Consider the following 23,146-nt stretch of genomic DNA (forward strand, 5'->3'; position numbering starts at 1 on the left):
CATGCAACTGACGCTCTGCAACGAAGTGATCCGAGAGCTTGATTTTGCAAGCCAATGTCGCCTTGCCGCAGGGCTCGGCTATATCGGGTTGGAAGTCGCGCCCTTCACGCTTTCTGATGACCCTTGCACCTTGCCCGTCAGCGAACGCCGCAGCCTGCGGGCGATGGCTGAGGGCGAAGGCATCCACATCACCGGGTTGCACTGGCTGATGAATGTGCCCGGTGGCCTGTCCCTCACAAGCAGAGATGCAGCGGTCCAATCCAAGACCCGCGATCACATGCTCAGACTGGTGGAGCTGTGTCATGATCTGGGTGGGCAGGTGCTTGTTCATGGTTCGCCCGACCAACGCCCCGTCAGCGATGCGGGTAGCTTGGAAGCCGCTGAAGAGATAGCCCTTGGCCATTTGACGGCTGCTGGCAATGCCGCGCACGCCGCTGGGATCACCTATTGTTTGGAACCCCTGGCGCCAGCGCTCACCGATTTTGTGAACACGGTGGCAGAGGCGCAAGAGCTGGTGACCCGATCTGGCTCTAAGGGACTTGCCACCATGCTCGACACATCAGCGGCTTGGGGCGGCGAGGATGCGCCACCATCCAGTGTTCTCAACAGAGAACTCCCCAGGGGCATGATCCGGCACATCCATTTCAACGAGTCCAACCGTCGTGGCCCCGGTCAGGGTGAGCACTGTTTTTTGCCGATCCTGCGCGTGTTGGCCAACCACGACTATGACGGTCTGATCGGTATTGAACCGTTCGACTACCACCCGGATGGACCAACCGCTGCTGCACTGGCGGCCGGCTATGTTGAAGGCCTGTTTGAAGCTTTGCACGAGTGCGGCGCATGATTGGGAACGCGGCCACCGTCAAAGCGTTGCGCGGTGAGATCGGCATCACCAATGCCAAGGCACGCATGCCGTTTCGCTTTGGCGCGGTGACCATCGAGGCCATTGCCAGCGCAACCTTGGCGTTGGACATGCTGGTCGATGGCAAAGAGGTCACTGGCTATGCCTCAGAGCTGCTTGCCTACAAATGGTTCGACAAACGACCTGAGAAGACGCCACGCGACAACATCAACGACCTGCTGGACACGCTGAACACAGCGTTGGACGTCGTCACCCAGCTGGGCAATGGCACCGTTTTTCATCATTGGCGGGCGCTCGACAAAGCAGTGCACGACCATGCGCTGCGCGTTGGCTTCAACGATTTGGGTGCCTCATTCGGCGTTGCCATGGCCGAGCGGGCCATGATGGATGGCGTTGCGCGGGCGCGCGGCCAAAGCGTTTTTGACCTGCTCCAGAGCCGATCGCTTGGTCTGGAGCCCGGCGCGATCTTTAGCGAGTTGGATGGCGTCACGCTGTCAGGCTCCTTGCCCGCCAAGCCCTTGGACCGGCTGTCCATACGGCACACGGTTGGGATGGTTGACCCGATCACTGCCGATGATCTTGACCCCAATGAGCGCCCCAATGACGGACTGCCAGAAACGCTGGAAGACTATATTGAGCGCGACCAGCTGAGCTATTTGAAGATCAAGCTTGGTGGCGATGTCGATGCGGACTGCGCGCGGCTGGAAAAGATCGGCGCGGTATTGGCTAAGGTGGGACGTCCCATCGCCTTCACACTGGATGGCAACGAGCAGTTTCAAAGCCTCAACGACTTTGCAGACTTCACAAGCCGCCTGCGATCCTCTGCCACGATATCGGCGATGCTCAATCAAGCACTTTTCATTGAGCAGCCGCTCGATAGGCGCATGACCTTCGAAAACCCACCCGATCAGGCCGCCTTTGATGAGATTGGCGTGCCACTGCTGATTGATGAAGCCGATGGCTGGACCACGGCCTTTTACGAGGCCATGGCACTTGGCTATCGCGGTGTTAGCCACAAAAACTGCAAAGGCATCTTCCGTTCCCTGCTCAACGCCATGCTCGCCACGGAGCGTAACCGGGCAGCTGGGCACGACATCTATTTTCAGTCTGCTGAAGACCTCACCTGCATGCCCGTGCTGTCGCTGAACGCTGACTTGGCTTTGGTTGCCGCGCTTGGGGTTATCCACTGCGAACGCAATGCCCACCACTATTTCGCAGGCCTTGGCCACCTATCACAGCGCGATGCCGATGCGGCACGGGCGGCCCACCCTGATCTCTATGGCCTTGATCATGGCGTCGCACGCCTACGCACGCACTTTGGCTTCCTATCGGCGCAAACCGCCAATGGCCCGGGCTTTGGAACGCTTTGCGTGCCCGATATGGCAGCGATGACGCCTGCCAGCGACTGGGCTTTTGAGAGCCTCGGCCTGAACGAATCCAGCCCATGACATCAACAGCAACGCCAAGGAAACTGTCATGACCGTCCACCATCCCGTCACCATTGCCGATGAAGCGATGCTGGACGACATGCTCTCAGCACCGAGTGATGCACTGATTGAAACGCTTGCGAAACTCGACGGCGACATCACCATTTTGGGTGTCGGCGGAAAAATGGGCCCGACGCTCGCCCGTATGGCCAAGCGGGCAGCGCCAAACAAGCGCGTGATTGGTGTGGCGCGCTTTTCCGACCCGTCGGTACGGGCTGATCTTGAAGACCAAGGCATCGAGACAGTGGTCTGCGATCTACTAGACAGCCAAGCTGTCAACGCGTTGGAGAAAACCGCCAATGTTGTTTTCATGGCTGGGCGCAAGTTTGGATCAGAGGGCAATCAAGCGCTGACCTGGGCGATGAATGTGCACGTGCCCGCCATTGTCGCGCAAGCTTTCAAAGGCTCCCGCATTGCCGTCTTCTCCACTGCCTGTGTCTACAGCTTTGCCGATGTGAACGGTTCCGGTGCCAAGGAGGGTAATCGCTTGGCGCCTCCTGGCGAATACGCCAATTCCTGCATTGGACGAGAGAGGATGTTTGAGCACTTTTCCAATCAGCATGGCACCAAAGTGGTTCAGCTGCGCCTCTCCTATGCCATCGATCTGCGCTACGGCGTGCTGCACGATATCGGCAAGGCTGTGCTGGATGGCACACCGGTGCAGGTGGATAGCGGCCATTGCAACATCATCTGGCAGCGCGATGCCAACGATATTGCGTTGCGTGCCTTGGCGCTCGCAGACTGCCCCGCCGCGGTCCTTAATCTCTCCGGCCCCAAGGTTGAGCGCGTGCGCGATCTGGCTGAAGCTTTTGGCACACGGTTCGGCAAGACACCGGTGTTTGAGGGCAAAGAACAACCGCAAGCCTGGATCATCGACACCACCCGCCAGCAAGAGCTTTATGGCCAGCCTGAGGTCTCGGTCGAGACGATGATCGACTGGGTGGCTCACTGGCTGCAAAAGGGTGGCAAGACGCTGGGCAAGCCAACCCATTTTGAGGTGCGCGATGGCACCTACTGACATCAAAGACACCCCCTCGACCCGCAACGCGGCAAAGACCCGTCAGCGCATATTGGATGCGGCTGAAAGCGTGTTCGCAACCAAAGGTCTGGAAGGGACCCGCATGGCTGCGATTGCTAGCTTGGCAGGCTGCAACCAAGCGCTGCTCTACCATTACTTTGCTGGCAAGGATGAGCTTTTCACCGCTGTTTTGGAACAGACCTATGCCAAGATCCGCGCCGCCGAACAGGAACTGGATCTTGCCGACCTTCCGCCCATTGAGGCCATGCAAGAGCTGGTGGAGTTTTCATTCGACTACGTGCGCGACAACCCAAGTTTCATCAAGCTGATCAATGATGAAAACATGCATGGTGCAGAGCATCTGACGGCATCAACAGATGCGCGGCGCCTCAACACACCACTTGTCGATACCATTGCAGCTATCTTGAAGACTGGCGTGGCACGTGGGGATTTTCGCAGAGGCGTCGATCCAGTCCAGCTCTACATCACAATTGCCAGCCTTGCGTACTTCTTCACCTCCAACCGCGCGACGCTCTCGGTGGTGTTTGATCTGCCCGAAGCCGATACATGTTTTGCGCTGCGCAGGGCACATATCGTCGATGTCGTGCTGAGCTATTTGCGAGCCACCCTGCAGCCGTGATGGAGAGCCCCGTGACCGATACACCTTGGGAGAATTTGCGCCATGGGGGCGTGATCCCAGCCCATCCTCTGGCCTTGGACGCCAACCGGCAGTTAAGCGAACGTCACCAACGGGCCTTGTCCCGCTACTATCTTGATGCTGGCGCCATTGGCGTCGCGGTCGGCGTGCACACGACGCAATTTGAGATACGCGACCACGGCCTTTTGCGGCCCGTTCTGGAGCTAGCAGCAGAGGAAGCATCCACGCATCCCAGTGATCCTTTTATGGTTGCTGGTGCCATTGGACCAACCGCGCAAGCCGTGGCCGAGGCAGAGCTTGCCCGCGACCTTGGCTACCACGCGGTGCTTTTGGGCCTGGCGGCATTAAAGGACCAGAGTGAGGATGCGCTTATCGCCCACTGTGATGCGGTGGCACAGGTGATGCCGGTGATTGGTTTCTACTTGCAACCAGCTGTGGGCGGACAAACGCTGCCCTACTCATTCTGGCGACGGTTTGCGCAGATCGAGAATGTGGTTGCCATCAAGATTGCGCCGTTCAACCGATACAAGACGCTCGATGTGGTGCGAGCGGTTGTCGATGCTCGGGCCGAGGAGCGGATCACGCTCTACACTGGCAATGATGATCACATCGTCGCGGACCTGCTCACCGCGTTTTCCTTTCCGCGCGACGGGCAGAGCGTGACAGTACGGATCAAAGGTGGATTACTCGGCCACTGGGCGGTTTGGACCAAACGAGCGGTGGAGATGCTGAATGACATCCACACCAATCAGGCTGGCCGTAGCGCCAGCGAATGGCTGAGCCTTGACGCCCGCGTGACCGACGCCAATGGCGTTCTGTTTGATGTGCGCAATGATTTTGCCGGCTGCATCGCCGCCATTCATGAAGTGCTGCGCCGCCAGGGCCTGTTGCCCGGCATCTGGTGCCTGAACCCAAAGGAAACACTGGGCCCAGGCCAAATGGACGAGCTGGAACGCATCTACCGCGACTGTCCGGAGCTCAGGGATGATGCGTTTGTGGCCAAGAATTTGGAGCGCTGGCTGGCAGCCTAGCGACTCTCAGAGCCTATCAGCCAACAAACGCCTTTTCGATCACGAAGTCAGCTGGGCGGGCGTTAGACCCTTCCACCAAGCCGTGACGCTCGCAGGCGCCTTTGACATCATTGGTCATGGCGGTCGAACCACAGATCATCACACGGTCGGTTTCAGGATCCCACGGTTTCTCACCAACGGTTTCGAACAGCGTTCCATCGTCGATAAGTTTGGTGATACGGCCAACATGGGTGTGATCTTCTCGGGTGACGGAGGTGAAATGGGTCAGCTTATCGCCGACGATCTCGCTGAGCATTTCATCCTCTTTGATCATCTTCATCAGATCAAAGCCGTAAGCCAGTTCGGCCACCGTGCGGCAGCTGTGGGTGAGGATCACCCGATCAAACTTTTCGTAGGTTTCCGGATCGCGGATCAGGCTGGCGAAGGGCGCAATACCGGTGCCGGTTGAGACCAGATAGAGGTTCTTGCCGGGCCGCAATGCATCGAGGACCAGTGTTCCGGTTGGTTTCTTGTTGAGGATGATCTCATCACCCTCTTTGACGTTTTGCAGCCGCGAGGTCAGCGGACCGTTTGGCACCTTGATAGAGAAGAACTCCAGCGTGTCATCCCAGCTGGGGCTGGCGACCGAGTAGGCGCGCAGGAGCGGCTTGCCGTCCACCTCAAGGCCAAGCATCGCAAACTCGCCGGAGCGGAAGCGAAAGGATGCCGGACGCGTCGTTTTGAACGAGAAGAGCCGGTCCGTGTAGTGATGCGTTTCCAGGACTTTTTCGTGATGCATTGCTATGCGCCTACCTGATGCAGTGAATGGCGACGCGCCCAGATACCGTCTGCGGACGTTTCGCCGAGATAGAGTGTACCAACTGCATTTTGCAATGCAGCATCCCATGCTTGGCGACCATAGCGTTCCATTTCATTGTCCGAAATCAAAATCTGATCGAAACCGCTTTGAAAGGCGTGTCTTGCCTGATCGGGGAGCACATGACCAATGGCAATGAGCGTTAAACCGGATCCATGGGCCTCGCGAAGGCGTCGCGCCAGCGAGAAACCGCGACCATCGGCAAAGCTCTTGAAGGTGATCGCAACCGACTGGTTGGTGCCCGCTGGAACCGCATCGTTGTCGGCAGCTTCAGGATCAAGCGTGATCGTTGCAGGCGCCTCGTCGATGCTCTCCAAAGTACCGGAAGCGTGGAAAATCCACATGGGTCTGTCCAATCTTTATCGGTTTAGGCAGCGCGTTCCAGCTGCTCATAAGCAGCCGCTTTGAACGGGTCTTTGCCAACACGGGCATAGACATCCGCCAGGTTCTCGCCGGTTTGGCGTAACGCTTGGAAGGTGTCGAGAATGCGGTGGATCGCGCCTGGCAGAGCCTCGGCGGCAAAGCCTGGCCCAAGGATGGTGCCGACTTGTGCGCCCTCATCGGCGCGTCCGGCAAGCGTGATCTGATAGTTTTCCTGCTCAGCGCGGTTCAACCCTAAAATGCCGATGGTGGCGGCATGATGGTGGCCGCAGGCGTTGATGCAGCCTGAGATGTTGACTGTGATGCCGTGCAAATCTTCGCGCTTCTCGCGAGCCCGCAGTTCCTGTGACAGCTTTTGCGCAACAGGGATCGAACGCGCCGTGGCCAGCGCGCAGTAATCAAGGCCAGGGCAAGAGATAATGTCGCTGGCCAGGCCAATATTGGCTTCGGCGAGTTCCAGACCCACCAGCGCGTCATAGACAGCACGCAGCTCAGACTGCGGAACCCAAGGCAATACCAGGTTCTGGCGGTGGGTGACGCGGATTTCAGAAGCTGAGTGTTTTTCGGCAATGTCGGCGATCGCTTTCATCTGCTCGCCTGTGGCATCGCCAGGGATTGCGCCCTCAGCCTTCAACGAGATGGTGACAGCCGCGTAGCCATCAACGCGGTGGGCCATGACATTTTCGTCCAGCCATGCCGAGAACGCAGGATCATCACGAGAAACCGAAACCGGCGTGAGCGCTGGTTGCTGCGCGCCTGCGAACTGCGCGGCGATGCGGGCATATTCGGCAGGTGCGGCCTCAAAGACGGCGCGGTCCCGGCTTGCCATATCGGCTTTCACTTCAGCACGGTAGGCCTCCAGCCCCATCTCGGCGACCAGGATTTTGATGCGGGCTTTGTATTTGTTGTCGCGGCGACCGTGCAGATTGTAGACGCGCAGCATAGCGTCCAGTGTCGGCAACAAATCGTCCAAAGAGACGTTTTCTTCAAACAGCACCGCGACACGTGGCGTGCGGCCCTGGCCACCACCAACCCAGACGTCGAACAGCGGATCACCGTCCTCACCCGCCTTCACGGAGATGCCAATGTCATGAAACTTCATCGCCGCACGGTCTTCGGCGGCGCCGGTCACAGCGATTTTGAACTTGCGTGGCAGAAACGCGAACTCAGGATGCAGCGTCGACCATTGGCGCAGCAGCTCCGACACCGGGCGCGGGTCGATATATTCATCGGCGGCGACACCGGCATAAGCATCGGTCGTGACGTTACGGATGCAATTGCCAGACGTTTGAACAGCGTGCATCTGCACTGAGGCCAAATGGTCGAGCATGTCGGCCACATCTTCCAGCTTCGTCCAGTTGTACTGGATGTTCTGGCGCGTGGTGAAATGCCCATAACCGCGATCATACTTGTCAGCCAGAAACCCGAGCATGCGCAGTTGGTCCGATGACAGCACACCATAGGGGACCGCCACCCGCAGCATGTAGGCGTGTAGCTGCAGATAGAGGCCGTTTTGCAAGCGGAGCGGCTTGAACTCATCCTCGGTCAGCTGACCAGCCAAGCGGCGCGCCACCTGGTCGCGAAACTCCTGCGCGCGTGCATCAACGAGCGCCTGATCGTGGGCATCATAGGTGTACATTTGGGAGGTCCTTAAGGCGTCCGAAGAAGGGCTTTAGGCTGTGACCGCGCCGGGCAAGCCAATGCTTGGGCCACCCAAGCGGCGACGCTCGCGCAGTTCCAGTGGCTCGATGGTTCCGCTTTCGCTGACGGGCACCAGATAAGCGCCCACCACCATATTCACCATTTCCTCAGCAGCGCCACGCGCTTCCAACTCGGCGATCTCTTCTGGTGTGCTCACTCGCATTGCCTCATCGGCAGACCGGCTCCAGGCCGATCCGGTCCAATAGACGATACGGCCTGAAAGAAGCGCGTTGGCGGTAAGAATGCGCGGTCCGTCTTTGATCTTAGAAGATGCCATCATGCGGCCTTTCGGTCTGAAATGGTGGACTGATCTTGGGTTTGGATTGCGTGGGCGTTGGCACGGCGAGAGACGACGCCGATTAACATCATCAAGGGCGCACCTTTGCTGGTATGTTTGGCCGTGGCACCGAGAGCTGAAAGGCTGGTGTGGTGGATTTTCTCATCACCCCGGCCGGCATTTTCCACCAGCACAACCGGTGTGCTGGGCGCGCGACCATTGAGGATGAGTTGGCGCTGCACATCTGCGGCGGCGCGCTTGCCCATATAGACAGCAACAGCGCTATCGCTGCGGGCAAGTGATGCCCAATCAACATCAGCGTCACCGTCAGCGCCGTGGGCGGTGATGACACGCAGCTCCTGCGCATGCCCCCGCTCCGTCAGAGGGGCAGCGGCAGATGCGCTGGCAGCGGCGGCGGCTGTGACACCAGGAACGACTTCAAAAGCGAGACCTGCATTGCTCACAGCATCCAGTTCCTCGGCCAAGCGTCCAAAAATCGCCGGATCGCCACCCTTCAAGCGTACCACATGGTGGCCATCGCTGGCATGCTGCGTGATAAGATCGCAGATATCCTGCTGCTTCAGCGAATGCTTGCCGCAGCGCTTACCAACATTGACCATCAATGCTTCACGGCGAGCAAGTTCCAGGATTTCTGGGGCAACCAATGCGTCGTAGAGCACGACATCGGCTTCATCGAGCACTTTGCGGGCCTTCAGTGTCATCAGATCAGGCCCACCTGGACCTGACCCAACGAAGCTGATGAAGCCTTCGCGTGCGCCCTCACCCGCCTCACCGGACAGAAGCGTCTCAGCACGTTGGCGCGCTGTTTCCACATCCAAGCGGTCTTGCAACGCTCCTTTGAAAAAGCTGCGCCAGAAAGCGCGGCGCTCACCACCGGGGGCAATGGTGTCCGCCACCCGGTCACGGAAACTGTTGGCGAGTTTGGCAAGGCCGCCCAATGCTTGGGGCAAGGCCGCTTCGATCTGGGCTTTGATCATGCGCGCGAGCACAGGCGCTGTGCCCTCAGTGCCAATGGCAATGACCACAGGATCACGATCAACGATGGCCGGAGTGATGAAGTCGGAAACGTCGGGCTGATCAGCTGCGCAGATCAGCACATGATTGGCCCGGGCATAGGCGGCGATCTGCGCGTCCAACTCCTCATCGCCCGTCGCAGCGTAAGCGAATGCGGTGTTGTCGGGGAATGCGAAGGTCAGCGGGTCAGCCTGCACCCATTCGGCGTCGCCCAGATCGATCTCTCCGGCAACAAGTGTTTTGGCGACGACCAGAACCTGCGCTTCTGTCTTGGCAACCAGGCGCAGCTTCGCCGCAGCATCCGCACCACCACCGAACACAATGATGGAACGGCCCTCGGCCTGAACAAAAATAGGGAACGCGCGCATGGGCTTGTCCTTGGCGTTTCGTGAACGCCTAGTTGGACATTTTCCCGTTGTTTTGCCAATAAGAGGGAGAAAATAAGACTGATGTCGTTATAGACGTCCTTCTTGGTAGATTTTCACCTTGTTTGAGGACCAAAGTCAGGAATTTTTATCGATGGACGACCTTGATCGTAGAATTTTGCAGGTTCTTCAGCGCGATGCATCCCTATCAGTGGAGAAAATCGCGTCAGAGGTCGGCTCCTCCAAATCTCCGGTTTGGGCGCGGATCAAGAAGCTAAAAGACAGCGGTGTGATTTCCAAAGAGGTGGCACTGCTGGACCCGGAAAAGATTGGGCAAACCGAAGTCTTCTTTATCGCGGTGAAAACCGATCAGCATGAAGAGAACTGGTTGGAACGTTTCAGTGATGCGGTGCAGGACATGCCGGAGATTCAAGAAGCACATCGGTTGGCTGGCGAGATCGATTATTTGCTGAAAGTGCGAGTGGAAAACACCCGGGCCTTCGATGCCTTTTATAAAAGGCTGGTTGCGCGCGTGCGTTTGTTTGCTGTGACCTCAAGCCTGTCGATGGAAACGCTGAAATCCACCACGCAGATGCAGGTGTAGATAGATTTTGCGCTGATAGCCTATTTCGCGTGCAGTCCTGCAATAGCATTTCAATGATCGTGGAAAATTTAGCGCGATCATGATGGTTGGTCGATAAGCGTTTTCATGCAAACGCTTACACCGCAACGCTGTTTCTTTCCTCATCAGCGCTGGTCGCGCATCGTTTTGAGACCTGACACAAGGACTCTGCGATGCCCCCTGCATCTTCCCCTCAACTGCTCAACGACACGCTTGCCGAGCTTTCTCTCGGCGAACGCATTGGGCTTGTTTCGCGCCAGTTCGACCGGGCCGTGTTCACCACCAGTCTTGGTCTGGAAGATCAGTTGATCACGTCGCTTGTGGCTGAACATGGACGTGCGATCCAAGTGGTAACACTGCAAACTGGTCGCCTGTTTCCCGAAACGTTGGAACTGCTTGAAACGACCGAGCAACGCTACGGCCTGACGATCACGCGCTTCGAGCCTGACACTGACGATGTGGAAACTTATGTGGACCGCTATGGTCTCAATGGGTTTTACGAGAGCATCGAAGCGCGCAAAGCCTGCTGCCATGCGCGCAAGGTGGTGCCGCTGGCCAAGGCACTTGAGGGTGCTGAAGCCTGGATTACCGGTTTGCGGCGCGATCAGTCGGACAACCGCAAAGCCATTCCCTTTGCCGAATGGGACGGCGCGCGCGGGCTCATGAAGCTCAACCCGCTGGCCGATGTCACCAGCAACGATCTCAAAGCATTGATTGCTGAAAGCGATGTGCCCACCAATCCGCTTCACGCACGTGGCTACCCCTCCATCGGCTGTGAACCGTGCACCCGCGCCATCAAGCCCGGCGAACCGGAGCGCGCCGGTCGCTGGTGGTGGGAGCAGGAAAGCAGCCAGGAGTGCGGCCTGCACCCAGATGCCCCACCCACCTCGAACACCACCCAACCTATTCTGGAATCCGTCGATGCCTGATACGTCCCCCGACAATCCCCCCTCCGCTGACCTCACATCACGTCGACTTGATCCATCGCTGCAAGCGCTGGAGAACGAAGCGATCCATATCTTCCGTGAAGTAGCTGCCGAGTTTGAACGCCCGGTGTTGCTCTATTCGGTGGGCAAGGACTCCTCGGTCCTGCTGCATCTGGCACGCAAGGCGTTTTATCCAGGCAAGATACCCTTCCCACTGCTCCACATCGACACGGGCTGGAAGTTCACGCAGATGATCGCGTTTCGCGACGCGGTGGTTGAGGAACATGGCCTGGACCTCATCACCTACACCAACCCGCGTGGCCCTGCCGAAAACATCACGCCATTCACTTACGGCTCATCGCGCTACACCGACATCATGAAAACCGAGGCGCTGCGTACAGTGCTCGATGCCGGCAAGTTCGACGCTGCCTTTGGCGGCGCCCGTCGCGATGAGGAAGCCTCACGCGCCAAAGAGCGCGTCTACTCCTTCCGCACGCCCAACCACACATGGGACCCGCGCAACCAACGCCCAGAGCTTTGGTCGATCTACAATGGTATGATCCGTCAAGGCGAAAGCATCCGCGTGTTCCCGCTGTCCAATTGGACCGAGCTTGATATCTGGCGCTACATCCAGGCTGAAGACATCCCCATCGTACCGCTCTATTTCGCCGAGCCGCGCCCTGTGGTGCAGCGCGATGGCATGATGATGTTGGCCGAGGATGAGCGGTTGGAGCTGCTGCCCGGCGAGCAGGTGCAAACCAAGAATGTGCGCTTTCGCACGCTCGGCTGCTTTCCGCTCACCGCCGCTATCGAATCCAATGCCACCAACTTGGACGACATCATCGCCGAGGTTGAAACGGCGACCGTTTCGGAACGCAATGGACGCACCATAGACAAGGATCAGGTGGCCTCCATGGAAAAGAAAAAACGTGAGGGCTATTTCTGATGAGCGCCGCTTCCAACCTTGCAACCACGCCTTTCATCGCTCCCGTGGCGGCCACCAGGGCCACCCGCCCCTTGCGTTTCATCACATGCGGCAATGTCGATGACGGCAAGTCCACGCTGATCGGCCGCCTGCTCTGGGACACCAAAATGGTGATGTCCGACCATGTGGCCGGGCTCTACAAGAACGGCAGCAATGACAATGATGGGCTGAACCTGCCCGACTTTTCGCTGCTGCTCGACGGCCTTCAAGCTGAGCGCGAACAAGGCATCACGATTGATGTCGCGTATCGCTATTTCTCCACGGCCAACCGCTCCTACATCGTCGCCGACACACCAGGCCATGAGCAGTACACTGGCAACATGGCGACCGGAGCCTCAACCGCTGATCTGGCGATCATTTTGGTCGATGCGCGTGCCGGCTTGCAGGAGCAGACGCGCCGCCACACCATGATCGTCTCGCTTATGGGCATTCGCCAGGTGGTTCTGGTCGTTAATAAGATGGATCTCGTTGCCTATGACCGGCACGCGTTCCAAGCCATTGCTGATGCGTTTGGTGCCTTCACCAAGGACTTGCCTCTGGATCAGGTGACGGCGATCCCGACATCCGCCCCGCAAGGCGAAAATGTCACCGTGCCCGGCTCGGCTCACATGCCCTGGTACAATGGCCCGACGCTGCTCGATGCGCTGGAAGGTGCAGAGGTTCAAGATGACGGCCACACAGGTTTTCGCCTGTCTGTGCAGCGCGTTGCCCGCCCGGATGAAAGCTTTCGCGGCTATCAAGGCACGGTGAGCGGTGGCGCAGTGGCCGTTGGCGATGCAGTCACCATTGCGCCACAAGGGCTGGATGCCAAGATCGCTCGGATCGTCACGTTTGATGGCGACAGGTCGTCAGCCGCGCCCGGCGACGCCATCACCTTGGTGCTCGACCGCAACATCGACATCGCGCGCGGTGATATGATCGCGGCCAAAGCATCCGCACCTACACGCGTTCAAGAGGTCAATGCAGACGTGGTGGTGCTGACGGCACAAAGCCTCAACCCAGAAACGCGCTACTGGCTGAAATCGGGCAGCCGTCGCCAACGTGCGCGCATCACGCCCCAGAGCGCCCTGAACTTGCAGGATCTAACGTGGTCGAGCGCCCAGACACTGCATCATAATGCCATTGGTCGCATCACGCTGCACTTGGAAGATGACGGCGTGTTTGATCCCTATGCGCACAACCGGGCCACCGGGTCGTTTGTGCTGATCGATCCGGACACGCTGAACACCGTTGCTGGTGGTATGGTCGTTGAAGCCGAGGCTAAGCCCGGAGCGACGCCACGCCGCTCTGAGGACACCAAGGAAACCGTGACGCTGACCTTGCCGCTGGACCTGGCGCAAGAACTGGTGCGCCATGACGTGCTGGCCAACCGGCTGGATGAGGTGGAAGTTCTTGAAACTAACCGTCGAAGGCTCGGCCCTGAAGCGCAGCTTTAGGGCTTAGGGTCACGTTGCTGTTGAAGAAAAGCTGATGTGGCTTTCCTTCAATCCTAGGGGACATGCGCAAGTCAACCAAATCAAAGTAGCCTTTGCGAATGTCTTCGACATCCTCAACACCTACCTTGACGAGACCGATGATGGTGACGTCGAGCGTATGCTGTCCGTAGCTATCAACCAAGCTCAATCCGCTCAAATGCGGGGCGTGAAGGGTGTGACCGGGAACAGCTAGCCAACGGCCTTGCAAAACCAGCTAACCGCACCCATCTGTTAGATGCGAAATAGTCGGAGCGTGTCCGGGGGGACACCGGACCGGACATCAGGCAAAGCCATCCCCCCAACATTGCTGGTCTAGTGCTCAGAACCGACTACAAAAAGGGGCCTGAGCAAGGTAGATGGAGCGGCTAATGAAGCTACTCTTCGCTATCGAAGCCAGTCAGCCGAGCGGTCAACGCTACCGCCTCGCTATAGGGTGTCACTTCACCCTGGCTTGGTTTTGGTAATCTAAAGACCATTTAGGTTGAGAAATAAGGAAAAGGCACCCCGGAAACGAGGTGCCTTTTTCGTTGAACAGACTACTTCCGGGATGGGCAGTAAGCGCAATCACCACCAGCCAACTAGCTTACCCGACTCCAAGGCAAACACACCGAAAGTTCCTATGGCTGCCAGCGTGGCGAGGAAAACCTCATAACCACGAAGCCGGACAATCTGCTTGGTGACGATTTCCTTGCCATCCCAAAAGAGTTGACCAGTGTCCTCATGGACACCCATCAAACCCATTCCCTCGACCGTTATGAGATAAACACCATCAGGCCAATGAGCTGGTCGTGATTGGGATGCGCCGTGCCTCGGCGGCCGCTTTTCTTCGCTCATTATCACCTCAATTTTGCCTCTATAGGTGAGACTAAAAAGAGACTAACGCGCTGTCGACCCTTGCTAACTCATTGATTTTACTGGCTGGGGAACCTGGATTCGAACCAGGACTAACGGAGTCAGAGTCCGCGGGTCTACCGTTAACCTATTCCCCAAAGCACGAGAGTGGCGCGGATAGCACCGCCGCAGGCCAAGTTCAAGGCCCAAGATCAGCGGCGCTTTTGCCTGCTGCCGTTACTCGCTCTGGCTATCCGCGAGGCGCAGCGCGACCGGCGGTGAAAGCTCAATGGCCATCAAACGCTCATCATACGGCGCGATGGGACCTGTCAGCGAGGCTTCGGCATCATCAAACGGGCCGTTTGCGGCCTCGAAAACCAAATGCACGCCAGCAATGCGGGTCTCGCAGCGCCGTGTGTAGCGCGGCATAGGCTCATCGCCTGAAGCACGAAGAGCGCACTGGCCAAGATCATCTTCGGCGATCGCGTCCACATCCATTCCAAACTGGAAATCGGTGCGTTGCGGCTTGCCAGGCAATTGGAACACCAACGCTTCGCCCTCTTCAGCCTGTGGCCAATCGATCAAGGCGGCTTCGTCGCTGCCGATCCGCCAGTGGCCCTGTTGTGTTGCATCCACCCGTGCACCAGCAAACGCTGAGCGCGCATCCACCAAATCCTCCACGTTCTGCCAGGCGAACAATGGGCGCTCGTCGGCTTTTACGCCCTGAGCGGTAAGGACGAGACTGGTGAACCCCTGGCTTGGCAGTTCGGGTAAGGGCGCGCGCTGGCGCGCAAAAGCGCGCAAGGCATTCAGCGAGCCCTGCCCGATCAAACCGTCGATGGCGCCACGATAGTAGCCGGCTTCCTGCAGATAGACCTGCACCTGACGGCGCATGGGCGGGCTCCAGAACTGAATTGTGTCGCCAGCCATGCCCAGATCACGCAGCGCAAGCTCCAGCAAAGCGTGGCTGGCGATGGCCGCATCAGGGTTCAGTTCCGGATCGTCCTGATCATCGTAGGAATACATGTAGGGCACCAACGCCAGCGTGATGCCGTTGTCAGCGGCGGTTCTCAGGTGAGAACGCGCGGCGTCCACATCGCGCGGGCCACCCAGGCCATCCAAAAGAAGAAACCCCAGCTGATAGTGCGAGCGCGCAACGCCCAGCTCAGCGGCTTGAAGGTGCAACGCGCGCGCATCGGTATAGTCGCCCGTCCACTCAGCCTGCATGGCCTGCTCGTACAGCGCTTGCGGATCCTGTGATTGCTGTTCGCTTTGATCTTGATCCTGCGCATGGCTTGGCACCGTCACCAAGCCACCACCCAACATCAGCCCAACCAGCGCGATGCCTAGTGTGCGAGCCCCAACCATCTGCATCCCCTGGATGTGCAGCACCATGTCCCTCAAACTCCACCGCAACGTCATTGATGCGCTCCCAAGCGCGTGCGAGGCCGCCACTATCGCCCTTTTTGGTTACTGAAAGGCTTCCCGCGCGGCAAACAAACCATACGCACCATGATTGGCGGCACCCCCAAAGGCGGAAATGTTGGGAGTTACACAGATGCGATGATCTGCAACCCTAGGTAAGACGTATCGAGCGAGATCATACTGGACGAGCATATTCATGTTTGATATATGCCCGATCGGAATAAGGACTCGATCATGAACGTTCGCACACTCTGCTTGGCTATCCTGCACCACCAAGATGCAACCGGATATGAAATCCGAAAACTCTCCACCGAAGGCAAATATGCCTATTTCGTGGATGCGAGCTTTGGCTCGATCTATCCGGCACTGGCCAAACTGGAGGATGAGGGACTGGTGAGCTGCCGCCTTGAACAACAAGATGGAAAGCCCGCCCGCAAAGTTTACTCGATGAATGAAGAGGGCCGCAAAGAGTTGCGTGCCAATCTTCGCGAAAGTCCCACACCCGACGTTTTTCGGTCAGAGTTCCTGCTTATCGCCATGTGTGCTGACCTTCTCGACAAGGGCGATATGGAACGCGCGATGGATGTTCATCTCGGCCAAGTCGAAGATGAACTGCAAAAGCTCAATGATATGAAAGATGACCTGCCGGAGGGCAGTTGGATGCACGAGTTTGGCATGTCCTGCGTAACAGGCCACCGGCAATGGCTGGTGGACAATCGCGAACGCATCATTACCTACAGCGCCGAGCAGGCGAGCAATGCCCCACACAAACAAAAAACTGCTGATCCCCTCACAACGGCAGCTGAATAGCCTTCCCCCCGAGCGCTTCCTCGAAGCGGCAAAGCATTGATGAACTGAAGATACAAAACCATGGCTTTTCCAATCAAATTTCCCCACATCCTTGCCATTGGCCTGACCGTTGGTGTCGGCGCCTACATGTTAGGCGGCACGACGATGTTCTCTGGCCAAGGACCGATTGACCCCGACAACCCGGTCCGGGCAACAGCCACAGCAGCCGACGACCCGGAACTCTTTTCGGTACGTGCGCGGGATTTCTCGGTGCAAGATCGCCCCAACGCGCTGGCTATGCGCGGTCGCACAGAAGCTGATGCCAGCGTGATGGTGTCAGCAGAGACCGGAGGCCGTGTCGTTGACGTGGCTGTTCGCGAAGGCGATCAGGTGGCCGCTGGCGATGTGCTTTGCCGGTTGGATGAAGCCACCCGTCAAGCTGCGCTGACCCAAGCAAGAGCGGCAGTTGCGCAGGCTGAGGTCGATCTAAACGCCGCAGAAGCGTTGGCCGACAACGGCTTTGGCGCCCAAAACCGGGTCCCTGCGCTGCAAGCGGCGTTTGACGGGGCGCAAGCCACCTTTGAGCAGGCTGAACTTGATCTGGAGCGCACCGTGATCACCGCGCCAGTGGATGGTTTGGTGCAGTTGCCGCTGGCCGATGTTGGCACGCAGCTGGCCGCAGGTGCCCTTTGCGCCACTTTGTTGAACATTGATCCATTGGTGATCACCGGCCAGGTGTCTGAGCGTGACATTGGCGCTTTGTCTGTTGGTATGGACGCGCGCGTGTCGCTGGTCACCGGTGAAGAGGCTGAAGGCACGGTGAGCTTTATCGCTGCTGTTGCAGACACGGCGACCCGCACCTTCCGCGTCGACATCGACATCCCCAATCCAGAGGGTACGTTGCGCGGCGGCGTGACGGCAGAAGCCGCCATCGATTTGCCACCCGTGCGCGGCCACTTGCTGCCACTCTCCTCTCTTGGTTTGGATGGTGCTGGCACCATCGGCGTTCATACAGTTGACGCAGACAATGTGGTTTCCTTCACCCCGGTCAGCCTGCTCGGCGATGAGCGCGAAGGCGTTTGGGTCTCAGGACTGGATGGCGATGTGCGCGTGATTGTTGTTGGGCAAGACTTTGTTGAACCCGGCCAAGAAGTTGCCGTGACCATGGTTGAGAACGGAATTCTGCAAACCTCGCAAGCGCCAGCGCAGCCTCAGGACGCGGCGAGCGATGAAGGAGTTGCCCAATGATCGGCATGCTCGAAATGATCCTGCGCCGACCGCGCACTGTCATCGTGATGATGTTGGTGGTGGTCGGCGCTGGCGTGCTCAGCTATCTGGCCATCCCGAAAGAGGCCAACCCAGACATCGACGTGCCGGTGTTCTACGTTTCGGTCGGCCAAAATGGCGTGTCGCCGGAGGATGCGGAGCGTCTTCTCATCCGACCGCTGGAAACCCAGCTGCAGGGCTTGGATGGCCTTGTGGAAATCACTGCCATTGCCTCTGAGGGCCATGCCGGTGTCGTCCTTGAGTTCGACATCTCCTTCGACAAAGACGAGGCCATGGCCGATGTGCGCGACCGTGTGAGCCGCGCCCAGGCCGAAATGCCGACTGAGGCGGACGAAGCGCAGATTTTTGAGACCAACTTCTCGCTGGTGCCGACCATTACCGTGGCGCTGTCTGGCGATGTCCCTGAGCGCACGCTCTACGGCTTGGCGCGCACACTTCGCGATGAGCTGGAAAACATCGACACCATCTTGGAAGCCAATCTGGTGGGTCACCGCGAGGAAATGCTCGAAGTGACCATCGATCTGGCGCGTCTTGAAGCCTATGGCATCACCCAGTCGCAGTTGCTCAACGCACTGCAACTCAACAATGCCCTGGTACCTGCCGGTGTTTTTGACACCGGCGGTGGCCGCTTCAATGTGAAAGTGCCTGGACTGATTGAGAATGCCGATGACCTGTTCTCGATCTCACTGCGCGAGAACAATGATGGTCAGGTGCTGCTTGGTGATGTGGCGGAAATCCGCCGCACCTTCCAGGATCCAGTGTCCTACACCCGCGTCAATGGCGAACCGGCGATTGCGATCGAGGTCATCAAACGCCTTGGCACCAACATCATTGAGAACAATCTTGCCGTGCGCGAGGCTGTCGACCGTGTGACCACCGAATGGCCGGAACAGGTTCACATCGACTATCTGGTCGACATGTCCGACAGCATCAATGAAGTGCAGGGCTCGCTACAGGCATCCATCGTGACGGCCATTCTGCTGGTCATGATCGTGGTGCTGTTCGCGCTTGGCTTGAAGTCGGCCCTGTTGGTTGGTCTGGCCATCCCGACCTCGTTCATGATGGGCTTTCTGATCCTGTCGCTCGCCGGGCAGACCGTGAACATCATGGTCCTGTTTGGGCTGGTGCTCACGGTGGGTCTCTTGGTCGATGGCGCGATTGTGGTGGTGGAATATGCCGACCGCAAGATCGCTGAAGGGCTGGAGCCAACCGAGGCTTACATTCGTGCGGCCAGACTGATGTTCTGGCCCATCGTGTCCTCCACAGCGACAACGTTGGCAGCCTTCCTGCCCATGCTGCTCTGGCCGGGCGTTACCGGCGAGTTCATGGGCTATCTGCCACTGATGGTGGTGATTGTTCTGTCTGCCGCACTGCTGACGGCCATGGTGTTCTTGCCTGTTACCGGTGGTCTGGTGGGCCGTGCTGCCCATTGGATGGGTCGGCATGCGCTGGGCATCTTCAGTGTACTTCTCTCGCTGGCGATTGCGACTACTGCGGTCACGGCAATATTTGGATTTGTCCCGCCCCCACCCGGCATCAGCGATCTTCTGCTGGATGTTTCGGCAGTTTTCCTGCCTGCCGCTATCGTCGTCTCGACAATCCTCATGCTTTTCGAGGTTCCGCCAGGGGGATCGCTGTTCTGGATTATGGTTCCAGCCACATTTTTCATACCAGTGACCATTTTGGCACTGCTTGTCCTTCCTCCACTGCGTGCACTGCTTGCACCGCTGGTGCGTTGGCAACAGAAACGCGCTGTGGTCGCTGAAGAAAACCGCCGTGCGGAGGCACTGAAACTCTCTGCTGGCGAACATTTCGATGCCAAGAAGATCAAAGGTCTAACCGGCGTTTACGTGCGCACCTTGCAAGACTTTGCCACCAGCAAGGTTGGCAATGTGGTTGCCATTGGCTGTGTGATTGCGATGGCTGGCATCAGCTTTGTCGCCTTCCAACGTGCAGACACAGGCTTTGAGTTCTTCGTGGAAGAGGAGCCTGAAATCTCGATCCTGCTGATCTCTGGACGCGGCAACTTGTCCGCTCAAGAGACCCGCGATCTGGTGATTGAGGTTGAGAGCCGCATCATTGACGTAGCCGGCATTGAAGCACTGATGACGTCGACCCAACCTGTCGGCGGCAGCGGTGGCGGTGGCGGCGATGCACTTGGCCTCACCGATGTGCCCCCGGATATGATTGGTCAGATCCAGATCGAGTTGGCGGACTATTCCAACCGCCGGACAGCGGCTGAGATCTTCGCTGAGATCGAAACGCTGACGGCAGACCTGGCTGGTATTCGCACTGAAATTCGCGAGATCGAAGGCGGCCCACCCACCGGCAAAGATGTGACGCTGGAAATGCGTGGCTCGAACTATGACACGCTTCTGGAAACAACACGGATGGTGCGTGCCTATATCGATACGGTTGAAGGCCTTATCGATCTAGAGGACGACACACCTCTGCCTGGCATCGAATGGCAGATTGCCATCGACCGTGAGGAAGCAGGTCGCTTTGGAGCCTCGGTCGCCGAAGTGGGGCCGATGGTTCAGCTGGTGACCACCGGTGTGCTGATCGACACCTATCGTCCCGATGATACGGACGAGGAGTTGGACATCCGTGTGCGCTTGCCAGAGGAACAACGCACGCTGGAACAGCTTGACGCTTTGCGGCTTGAAACCGCGCACGGTCAGGTGCCGCTATCAAACTTCGTGACCCGCGAACCAGCACAGCTGGTAACATCAATCACACGGATAGATGGCGCGTACTCCATGAACATCAAAGCCAACGCTGCTGATGGCGTGGACTACAATGCAAAGGTCGCGGAGATTGGTGCTTGGCTAGCGTCGCAGGACCTGCCGCAATCGGTCTCTTACCGGTTCCGCGGTGCGGATGAAGAACAGCAAGAGTCAGGTCAGTTCTTGGCGCAGGCCATGGCTGGATCGCTGTTCTTGATGTTCATCATCCTGCTCACCCAGTTCAACTCGTTCTACCAAACCATTTTGACGCTTGGCACAGTGGTTTTGGCCGTCTTCGGGGTGCTGCTTGGCATTGCGATAACTGGGCAGTCCTTCTCGATCATTATGACGGGAACGGGCATTGTGGCGCTTGCCGGGATCGTTGTGAACAACGCCATCGTGTTGATGGACACCTTCAACCGTTTCCGAGACGATGGCTTGGAGACCATTGAGGCGGCCCTTAAAGCCGCGGCACAGCGTGTGCGTCCGATCTTGCTGACGACGATCACGACGATTGCCGGTCTCATCCCGATGGCTCTGCAGATCAACCTGAACTTTGCTGAACGCGTGATCCAAATCGGCTCAATCACATCGATCTGGTGGGTTCAACTTGCTACCGCCGTGATCTCGGGCTTGGCTTTTTCCACATTGCTGACGCTGGTCATTGTGCCGGTGATGTTGTGTCTGCCAACCGTCTGGGCCGCGAGCTTTGCCACTTGGGATCGTTGGTTGGTCGACAATGCAGCGCCTTATCGCGCGGTCGCTCGTGCGTACGGCCGCAATGTGCAAGCGCCGCCGGCCAAAGGTCGCAGCGCCAAAGACGCACCCGACGATGGCCCGGCCAATGATGACCGGCGACCTGAGCTGGTGCCTCTGCCGCAGGCGGCAGAATAGAGAACCGACAGCTTTGCAATCGATCGACAAGAAAAAGGGCCGCTCCACAGAGCGGCCCTTTTTGTTCTGACGCAAGCAATCAGCCGCGCGGGGTAAGGCCCACATCCAGCATGTTATCGGGATGATCAGGGGCACGGATGCGCACGGCGGGCACCTTCATGGTGACCAATTCTTCGGCGGCGGTCGGGTGGACAGCGATGGTGTTGTCGAAGTCTGCCTTCGTAGCGCCCATACCGACCGCAATGCCGATGGCTTGGATCAGTTCGCCAGACCCCTCACCGCAAAGATGCACACCAAGCACTTTGTCATTGTCCGCATCGACGATGATCTTCATCAGCATACGTTCATCGCGGCCGGGGAAAGCGTGCTTCATCGCGCGAAAGTCGGTCTTGTAGATGTCGATGTTATTGCAAGCATCCTTTGCCTGATCCTCGGTCATACCGATGGTGCCTAGTTCCGGCTGCGAGAACACCGCCGTTGGGATCAGTGAATGATCAACCGTACGCGGATTGTTGCCAAAGACACTGTCAGCAAAGGCATGGCCTTCGCGAATGGCCACCGGCGTGAGATTGGCGCGGTTGGTCACATCGCCAACGGCGTAGATGCTGGGGCACGAGGTTTGGCTGTCGGCCGCCACTGGGATCGACCCATTGCGTCGAACGTCAATGCCAGCGTTTTCAAGACCTAAGCCCTTGGTGTTGGCGTTGCGTCCGATTGCAAACATGATCTGATCGGCAACCAAATCATGACCAACGGACGTATGGCCGCACAGCTTGCCGTCATCGGTTTTGGTGATGCGGGTGAAGACATCATCGAAGACGAATTTGATGCCCTTCTTCTCCATTTCGTCACGCAGATGGCAGCGCAGATCCTCATCGAACCCACGCAAAATGTTGCCCCGCCGGTAGATGACCGTTGTATCGACGCCCAGCCCGTTGAAGATGCCGGCAAACTCCACGGCGATGTAACCGGCGCCAGCAATCACGATGCTTTCGGGCAGTTTATCCAGGTGAAACGCCTCATTGGAGGTGATCACATGTTCATGCCCAGGCAAGTCGGTGTCGACAAAAGGGGTGGCGCCAGTGGCAATCAAAATGGTTTTGGCCGTGATGATCTTGTCTTCGGGCAGCAGGCGAACAGCCTGCGGACCTTCAATGACGGCGCGCGCCTTGAACAGCGTAACGCCTGCTTTCTCCAGGTTGGTCTTATAGATACCATCGAGGCGATCGATCTCGGTGTCTTTGTGAGCGATCATCGACGCCCAATCAAAGCTGGTATCTCCGACCGACCAACCAAAGCCGCGCGCATCCTCAAACACCTCTGGAAAGTGCGAGGCATAAACCAGCAGTTTTTTGGGAACACACCCGCGGATCACGCAGGTTCCGCCGTAGCGGTATTCTTCGGCCAACGCGACGCGAGCGCCGTGGAGCGAGGCGATGCGGGCGGCACGGACGCCGCCCGACCCTCCGCCAATCACGAAGAGGTCGTAGTCAAAGGCGGAGTCGGTCATAGCTT

The 23,146-nt window shown here is 58.1% G+C and carries 21 protein-coding genes and 1 tRNA gene; 13 read left to right on the top strand and 9 right to left on the bottom strand.

The window, feature by feature from the left end:
- Window position 1: 1 nt before the first annotated feature.
- The 5 genes from ABWH92_RS16245 to ABWH92_RS16265 are packed head-to-tail and all read left to right on the top strand — an operon-like array spanning window position 2 to window position 5,056.
- Window positions 2–844 (top strand): sugar phosphate isomerase/epimerase family protein, encoded by an 843-nt coding sequence (locus tag ABWH92_RS16245; protein ID WP_375570141.1) that lies wholly within the window; start codon window positions 2–4, stop codon window positions 842–844.
- The gene (locus ABWH92_RS16250; protein WP_375570143.1) at window positions 841–2,310 is read left to right on the top strand and encodes a hypothetical protein; all 1,470 of its coding nucleotides are present in this window, start codon (window positions 841–843) and stop codon (window positions 2,308–2,310) included. The genes ABWH92_RS16245 and ABWH92_RS16250 overlap by 4 nt, the downstream gene beginning before the upstream one ends.
- A gap of 28 nt (window positions 2,311–2,338) precedes the next feature.
- Window positions 2,339–3,367, top strand: a complete 1,029-nt coding sequence (locus ABWH92_RS16255; protein WP_375570145.1) for an NAD-dependent epimerase/dehydratase family protein — start codon at window positions 2,339–2,341, stop codon at window positions 3,365–3,367.
- Window positions 3,354–4,007 (top strand): TetR family transcriptional regulator, encoded by a 654-nt coding sequence (locus ABWH92_RS16260; RefSeq protein ID WP_375570147.1) that lies wholly within the window; start codon window positions 3,354–3,356, stop codon window positions 4,005–4,007. Before ABWH92_RS16255 ends, ABWH92_RS16260 begins: the two co-directional genes overlap by 14 nt.
- A gap of 11 nt (window positions 4,008–4,018) precedes the next feature.
- Window positions 4,019–5,056 (top strand): dihydrodipicolinate synthase family protein, encoded by a 1,038-nt coding sequence (locus tag ABWH92_RS16265; RefSeq protein ID WP_375570149.1) that lies wholly within the window; start codon window positions 4,019–4,021, stop codon window positions 5,054–5,056.
- Between the two features lie 16 nt (window positions 5,057–5,072).
- Here ABWH92_RS16265 and ABWH92_RS16270 read toward each other — a convergent pair whose 3' ends face one another.
- The 5 genes from ABWH92_RS16270 to cysG are packed head-to-tail and all read right to left on the bottom strand — an operon-like array spanning window position 5,073 to window position 9,674.
- Window positions 5,073–5,834, bottom strand: a complete 762-nt coding sequence (locus tag ABWH92_RS16270) for a ferredoxin--NADP reductase (protein WP_375570151.1) — start codon at window positions 5,832–5,834, stop codon at window positions 5,073–5,075.
- Window positions 5,835–5,836: 2 nt separating this feature from the next.
- Window positions 5,837–6,256, bottom strand: coding sequence for a DUF934 domain-containing protein (locus ABWH92_RS16275; protein WP_375570152.1), 420 nt, complete (start codon window positions 6,254–6,256; stop codon window positions 5,837–5,839).
- A gap of 23 nt (window positions 6,257–6,279) precedes the next feature.
- Window positions 6,280–7,932, bottom strand: a complete 1,653-nt coding sequence (locus tag ABWH92_RS16280) for a nitrite/sulfite reductase (RefSeq protein WP_375570154.1) — start codon at window positions 7,930–7,932, stop codon at window positions 6,280–6,282.
- A 33-nt stretch (window positions 7,933–7,965) separates the two neighbouring features.
- Window positions 7,966–8,274, bottom strand: coding sequence for a DUF2849 domain-containing protein (locus tag ABWH92_RS16285; protein ID WP_375570156.1), 309 nt, complete (start codon window positions 8,272–8,274; stop codon window positions 7,966–7,968).
- Window positions 8,271–9,674 carry a siroheme synthase CysG gene (gene cysG / locus ABWH92_RS16290; RefSeq protein WP_375570158.1) on the bottom strand — a complete coding sequence of 468 codons (1,404 nt, stop codon included), beginning with the start codon at window positions 9,672–9,674 and terminating at the stop codon, window positions 8,271–8,273. The genes ABWH92_RS16285 and cysG overlap by 4 nt, the downstream gene beginning before the upstream one ends.
- Before the next feature lie 151 nt (window positions 9,675–9,825).
- Here cysG and ABWH92_RS16295 point away from each other — a divergent pair, with 151 nt between their 5' ends.
- From ABWH92_RS16295 to ABWH92_RS16315, 5 genes are all read left to right on the top strand, one after another.
- Window positions 9,826–10,275 (top strand): Lrp/AsnC family transcriptional regulator, encoded by a 450-nt coding sequence (locus tag ABWH92_RS16295; protein WP_375570160.1) that lies wholly within the window; start codon window positions 9,826–9,828, stop codon window positions 10,273–10,275.
- Between the two features lie 191 nt (window positions 10,276–10,466).
- Entirely contained in the window at window positions 10,467–11,222 is a 756-nt protein-coding gene (locus tag ABWH92_RS16300; protein WP_375570162.1) for a phosphoadenylyl-sulfate reductase, read from the top strand.
- On the top strand, window positions 11,215–12,165 hold the full coding sequence (gene cysD, locus ABWH92_RS16305; protein ID WP_375570164.1) for a sulfate adenylyltransferase subunit CysD: 951 nt from the start codon (window positions 11,215–11,217) through the stop codon (window positions 12,163–12,165). Before ABWH92_RS16300 ends, cysD begins: the two co-directional genes overlap by 8 nt.
- Window positions 12,165–13,640 carry a sulfate adenylyltransferase subunit CysN gene (gene cysN / locus ABWH92_RS16310; protein WP_375570166.1) on the top strand — a complete coding sequence of 492 codons (1,476 nt, stop codon included), beginning with the start codon at window positions 12,165–12,167 and terminating at the stop codon, window positions 13,638–13,640. Before cysD ends, cysN begins: the two co-directional genes overlap by 1 nt.
- A gap of 34 nt (window positions 13,641–13,674) precedes the next feature.
- Window positions 13,675–13,872 (top strand): hypothetical protein, encoded by a 198-nt coding sequence (locus ABWH92_RS16315; RefSeq protein WP_375570168.1) that lies wholly within the window; start codon window positions 13,675–13,677, stop codon window positions 13,870–13,872.
- Between the two features lie 371 nt (window positions 13,873–14,243).
- On the opposite strand, the gene ABWH92_RS16320 is transcribed toward ABWH92_RS16315, so the two are convergent.
- The 3 genes from ABWH92_RS16320 to ABWH92_RS16330 all read right to left on the bottom strand — a co-directional run bounded on the left by ABWH92_RS16320 (window position 14,244) and on the right by ABWH92_RS16330 (window position 15,905).
- Window positions 14,244–14,411: a hypothetical protein gene (locus ABWH92_RS16320; protein WP_375570170.1), complete on the bottom strand. Its 168-nt coding sequence runs from the start codon at window positions 14,409–14,411 to the stop codon at window positions 14,244–14,246.
- Window positions 14,412–14,594: 183 nt separating this feature from the next.
- Window positions 14,595–14,668: transfer RNA gene (locus ABWH92_RS16325), tRNA-Gln, on the bottom strand.
- A 79-nt stretch (window positions 14,669–14,747) separates the two neighbouring features.
- Complete coding sequence (locus tag ABWH92_RS16330) at window positions 14,748–15,905, bottom strand: peptidoglycan-binding protein (protein ID WP_375570172.1); 1,158 nt, start codon at window positions 15,903–15,905, stop codon at window positions 14,748–14,750.
- 264 nt (window positions 15,906–16,169) lie between these two features.
- On the opposite strand from ABWH92_RS16330, the gene ABWH92_RS16335 reads away from it, so the two are divergent.
- From ABWH92_RS16335 to ABWH92_RS16345, 3 genes are read left to right on the top strand one after another with little or no spacing between them, the layout of a single operon-like run.
- Window positions 16,170–16,745, top strand: coding sequence for a PadR family transcriptional regulator (locus ABWH92_RS16335; RefSeq protein ID WP_375570174.1), 576 nt, complete (start codon window positions 16,170–16,172; stop codon window positions 16,743–16,745).
- A gap of 60 nt (window positions 16,746–16,805) precedes the next feature.
- Window positions 16,806–17,972: an efflux RND transporter periplasmic adaptor subunit gene (locus tag ABWH92_RS16340; protein WP_375570176.1), complete on the top strand. Its 1,167-nt coding sequence runs from the start codon at window positions 16,806–16,808 to the stop codon at window positions 17,970–17,972.
- Window positions 17,969–21,631, top strand: coding sequence for an efflux RND transporter permease subunit (locus tag ABWH92_RS16345; protein WP_375570177.1), 3,663 nt, complete (start codon window positions 17,969–17,971; stop codon window positions 21,629–21,631). The genes ABWH92_RS16340 and ABWH92_RS16345 overlap by 4 nt, the downstream gene beginning before the upstream one ends.
- A 79-nt stretch (window positions 21,632–21,710) precedes the next feature.
- Here ABWH92_RS16345 and gor read toward each other — a convergent pair whose 3' ends face one another.
- Complete coding sequence (gene gor / locus ABWH92_RS16350) at window positions 21,711–23,141, bottom strand: glutathione-disulfide reductase (RefSeq protein WP_375570179.1); 1,431 nt, start codon at window positions 23,139–23,141, stop codon at window positions 21,711–21,713.
- Window positions 23,142–23,146: the final 5 nt, after the last annotated feature.

This window comes from Ahrensia marina, assembly GCF_042140245.1.
Classification (GTDB): domain Bacteria; phylum Pseudomonadota; class Alphaproteobacteria; order Rhizobiales; family MH13; genus MH13.

What these genes read in the sequence shown, in the direction of transcription:
- cysD (WP_375570164.1), top strand. Translation starts at nt 11,215, where the DNA reads ATGCCTGATACGTCCCCCGACAATCCCCCCTCCGCTGACCTCACATCA.
- ABWH92_RS16250 (WP_375570143.1), top strand. Translation starts at nt 841, where the DNA reads ATGATTGGGAACGCGGCCACCGTCAAAGCGTTGCGCGGTGAGATCGGC.
- ABWH92_RS16295 (WP_375570160.1), top strand. Translation starts at nt 9,826, where the DNA reads ATGGACGACCTTGATCGTAGAATTTTGCAGGTTCTTCAGCGCGATGCA.
- gor (WP_375570179.1), bottom strand. Translation starts at nt 23,141, where the DNA reads ATGACCGACTCCGCCTTTGACTACGACCTCTTCGTGATTGGCGGAGGG.
- cysN (WP_375570166.1), top strand. Translation starts at nt 12,165, where the DNA reads ATGAGCGCCGCTTCCAACCTTGCAACCACGCCTTTCATCGCTCCCGTG.
- ABWH92_RS16275 (WP_375570152.1), bottom strand. Translation starts at nt 6,256, where the DNA reads ATGTGGATTTTCCACGCTTCCGGTACTTTGGAGAGCATCGACGAGGCG.
- cysG (WP_375570158.1), bottom strand. Translation starts at nt 9,674, where the DNA reads ATGCGCGCGTTCCCTATTTTTGTTCAGGCCGAGGGCCGTTCCATCATT.
- ABWH92_RS16300 (WP_375570162.1), top strand. Translation starts at nt 10,467, where the DNA reads ATGCCCCCTGCATCTTCCCCTCAACTGCTCAACGACACGCTTGCCGAG.
- ABWH92_RS16330 (WP_375570172.1), bottom strand. Translation starts at nt 15,905, where the DNA reads ATGGTGCTGCACATCCAGGGGATGCAGATGGTTGGGGCTCGCACACTA.
- ABWH92_RS16280 (WP_375570154.1), bottom strand. Translation starts at nt 7,932, where the DNA reads ATGTACACCTATGATGCCCACGATCAGGCGCTCGTTGATGCACGCGCG.
- ABWH92_RS16270 (WP_375570151.1), bottom strand. Translation starts at nt 5,834, where the DNA reads ATGCATCACGAAAAAGTCCTGGAAACGCATCACTACACGGACCGGCTC.
- ABWH92_RS16260 (WP_375570147.1), top strand. Translation starts at nt 3,354, where the DNA reads ATGGCACCTACTGACATCAAAGACACCCCCTCGACCCGCAACGCGGCA.
- ABWH92_RS16315 (WP_375570168.1), top strand. Translation starts at nt 13,675, where the DNA reads ATGTGGCTTTCCTTCAATCCTAGGGGACATGCGCAAGTCAACCAAATC.
- ABWH92_RS16345 (WP_375570177.1), top strand. Translation starts at nt 17,969, where the DNA reads ATGATCGGCATGCTCGAAATGATCCTGCGCCGACCGCGCACTGTCATC.
- ABWH92_RS16245 (WP_375570141.1), top strand. Translation starts at nt 2, where the DNA reads ATGCAACTGACGCTCTGCAACGAAGTGATCCGAGAGCTTGATTTTGCA.
- ABWH92_RS16335 (WP_375570174.1), top strand. Translation starts at nt 16,170, where the DNA reads ATGAACGTTCGCACACTCTGCTTGGCTATCCTGCACCACCAAGATGCA.
- ABWH92_RS16285 (WP_375570156.1), bottom strand. Translation starts at nt 8,274, where the DNA reads ATGATGGCATCTTCTAAGATCAAAGACGGACCGCGCATTCTTACCGCC.
- ABWH92_RS16320 (WP_375570170.1), bottom strand. Translation starts at nt 14,411, where the DNA reads ATGGGTGTCCATGAGGACACTGGTCAACTCTTTTGGGATGGCAAGGAA.
- ABWH92_RS16340 (WP_375570176.1), top strand. Translation starts at nt 16,806, where the DNA reads ATGGCTTTTCCAATCAAATTTCCCCACATCCTTGCCATTGGCCTGACC.
- ABWH92_RS16255 (WP_375570145.1), top strand. Translation starts at nt 2,339, where the DNA reads ATGACCGTCCACCATCCCGTCACCATTGCCGATGAAGCGATGCTGGAC.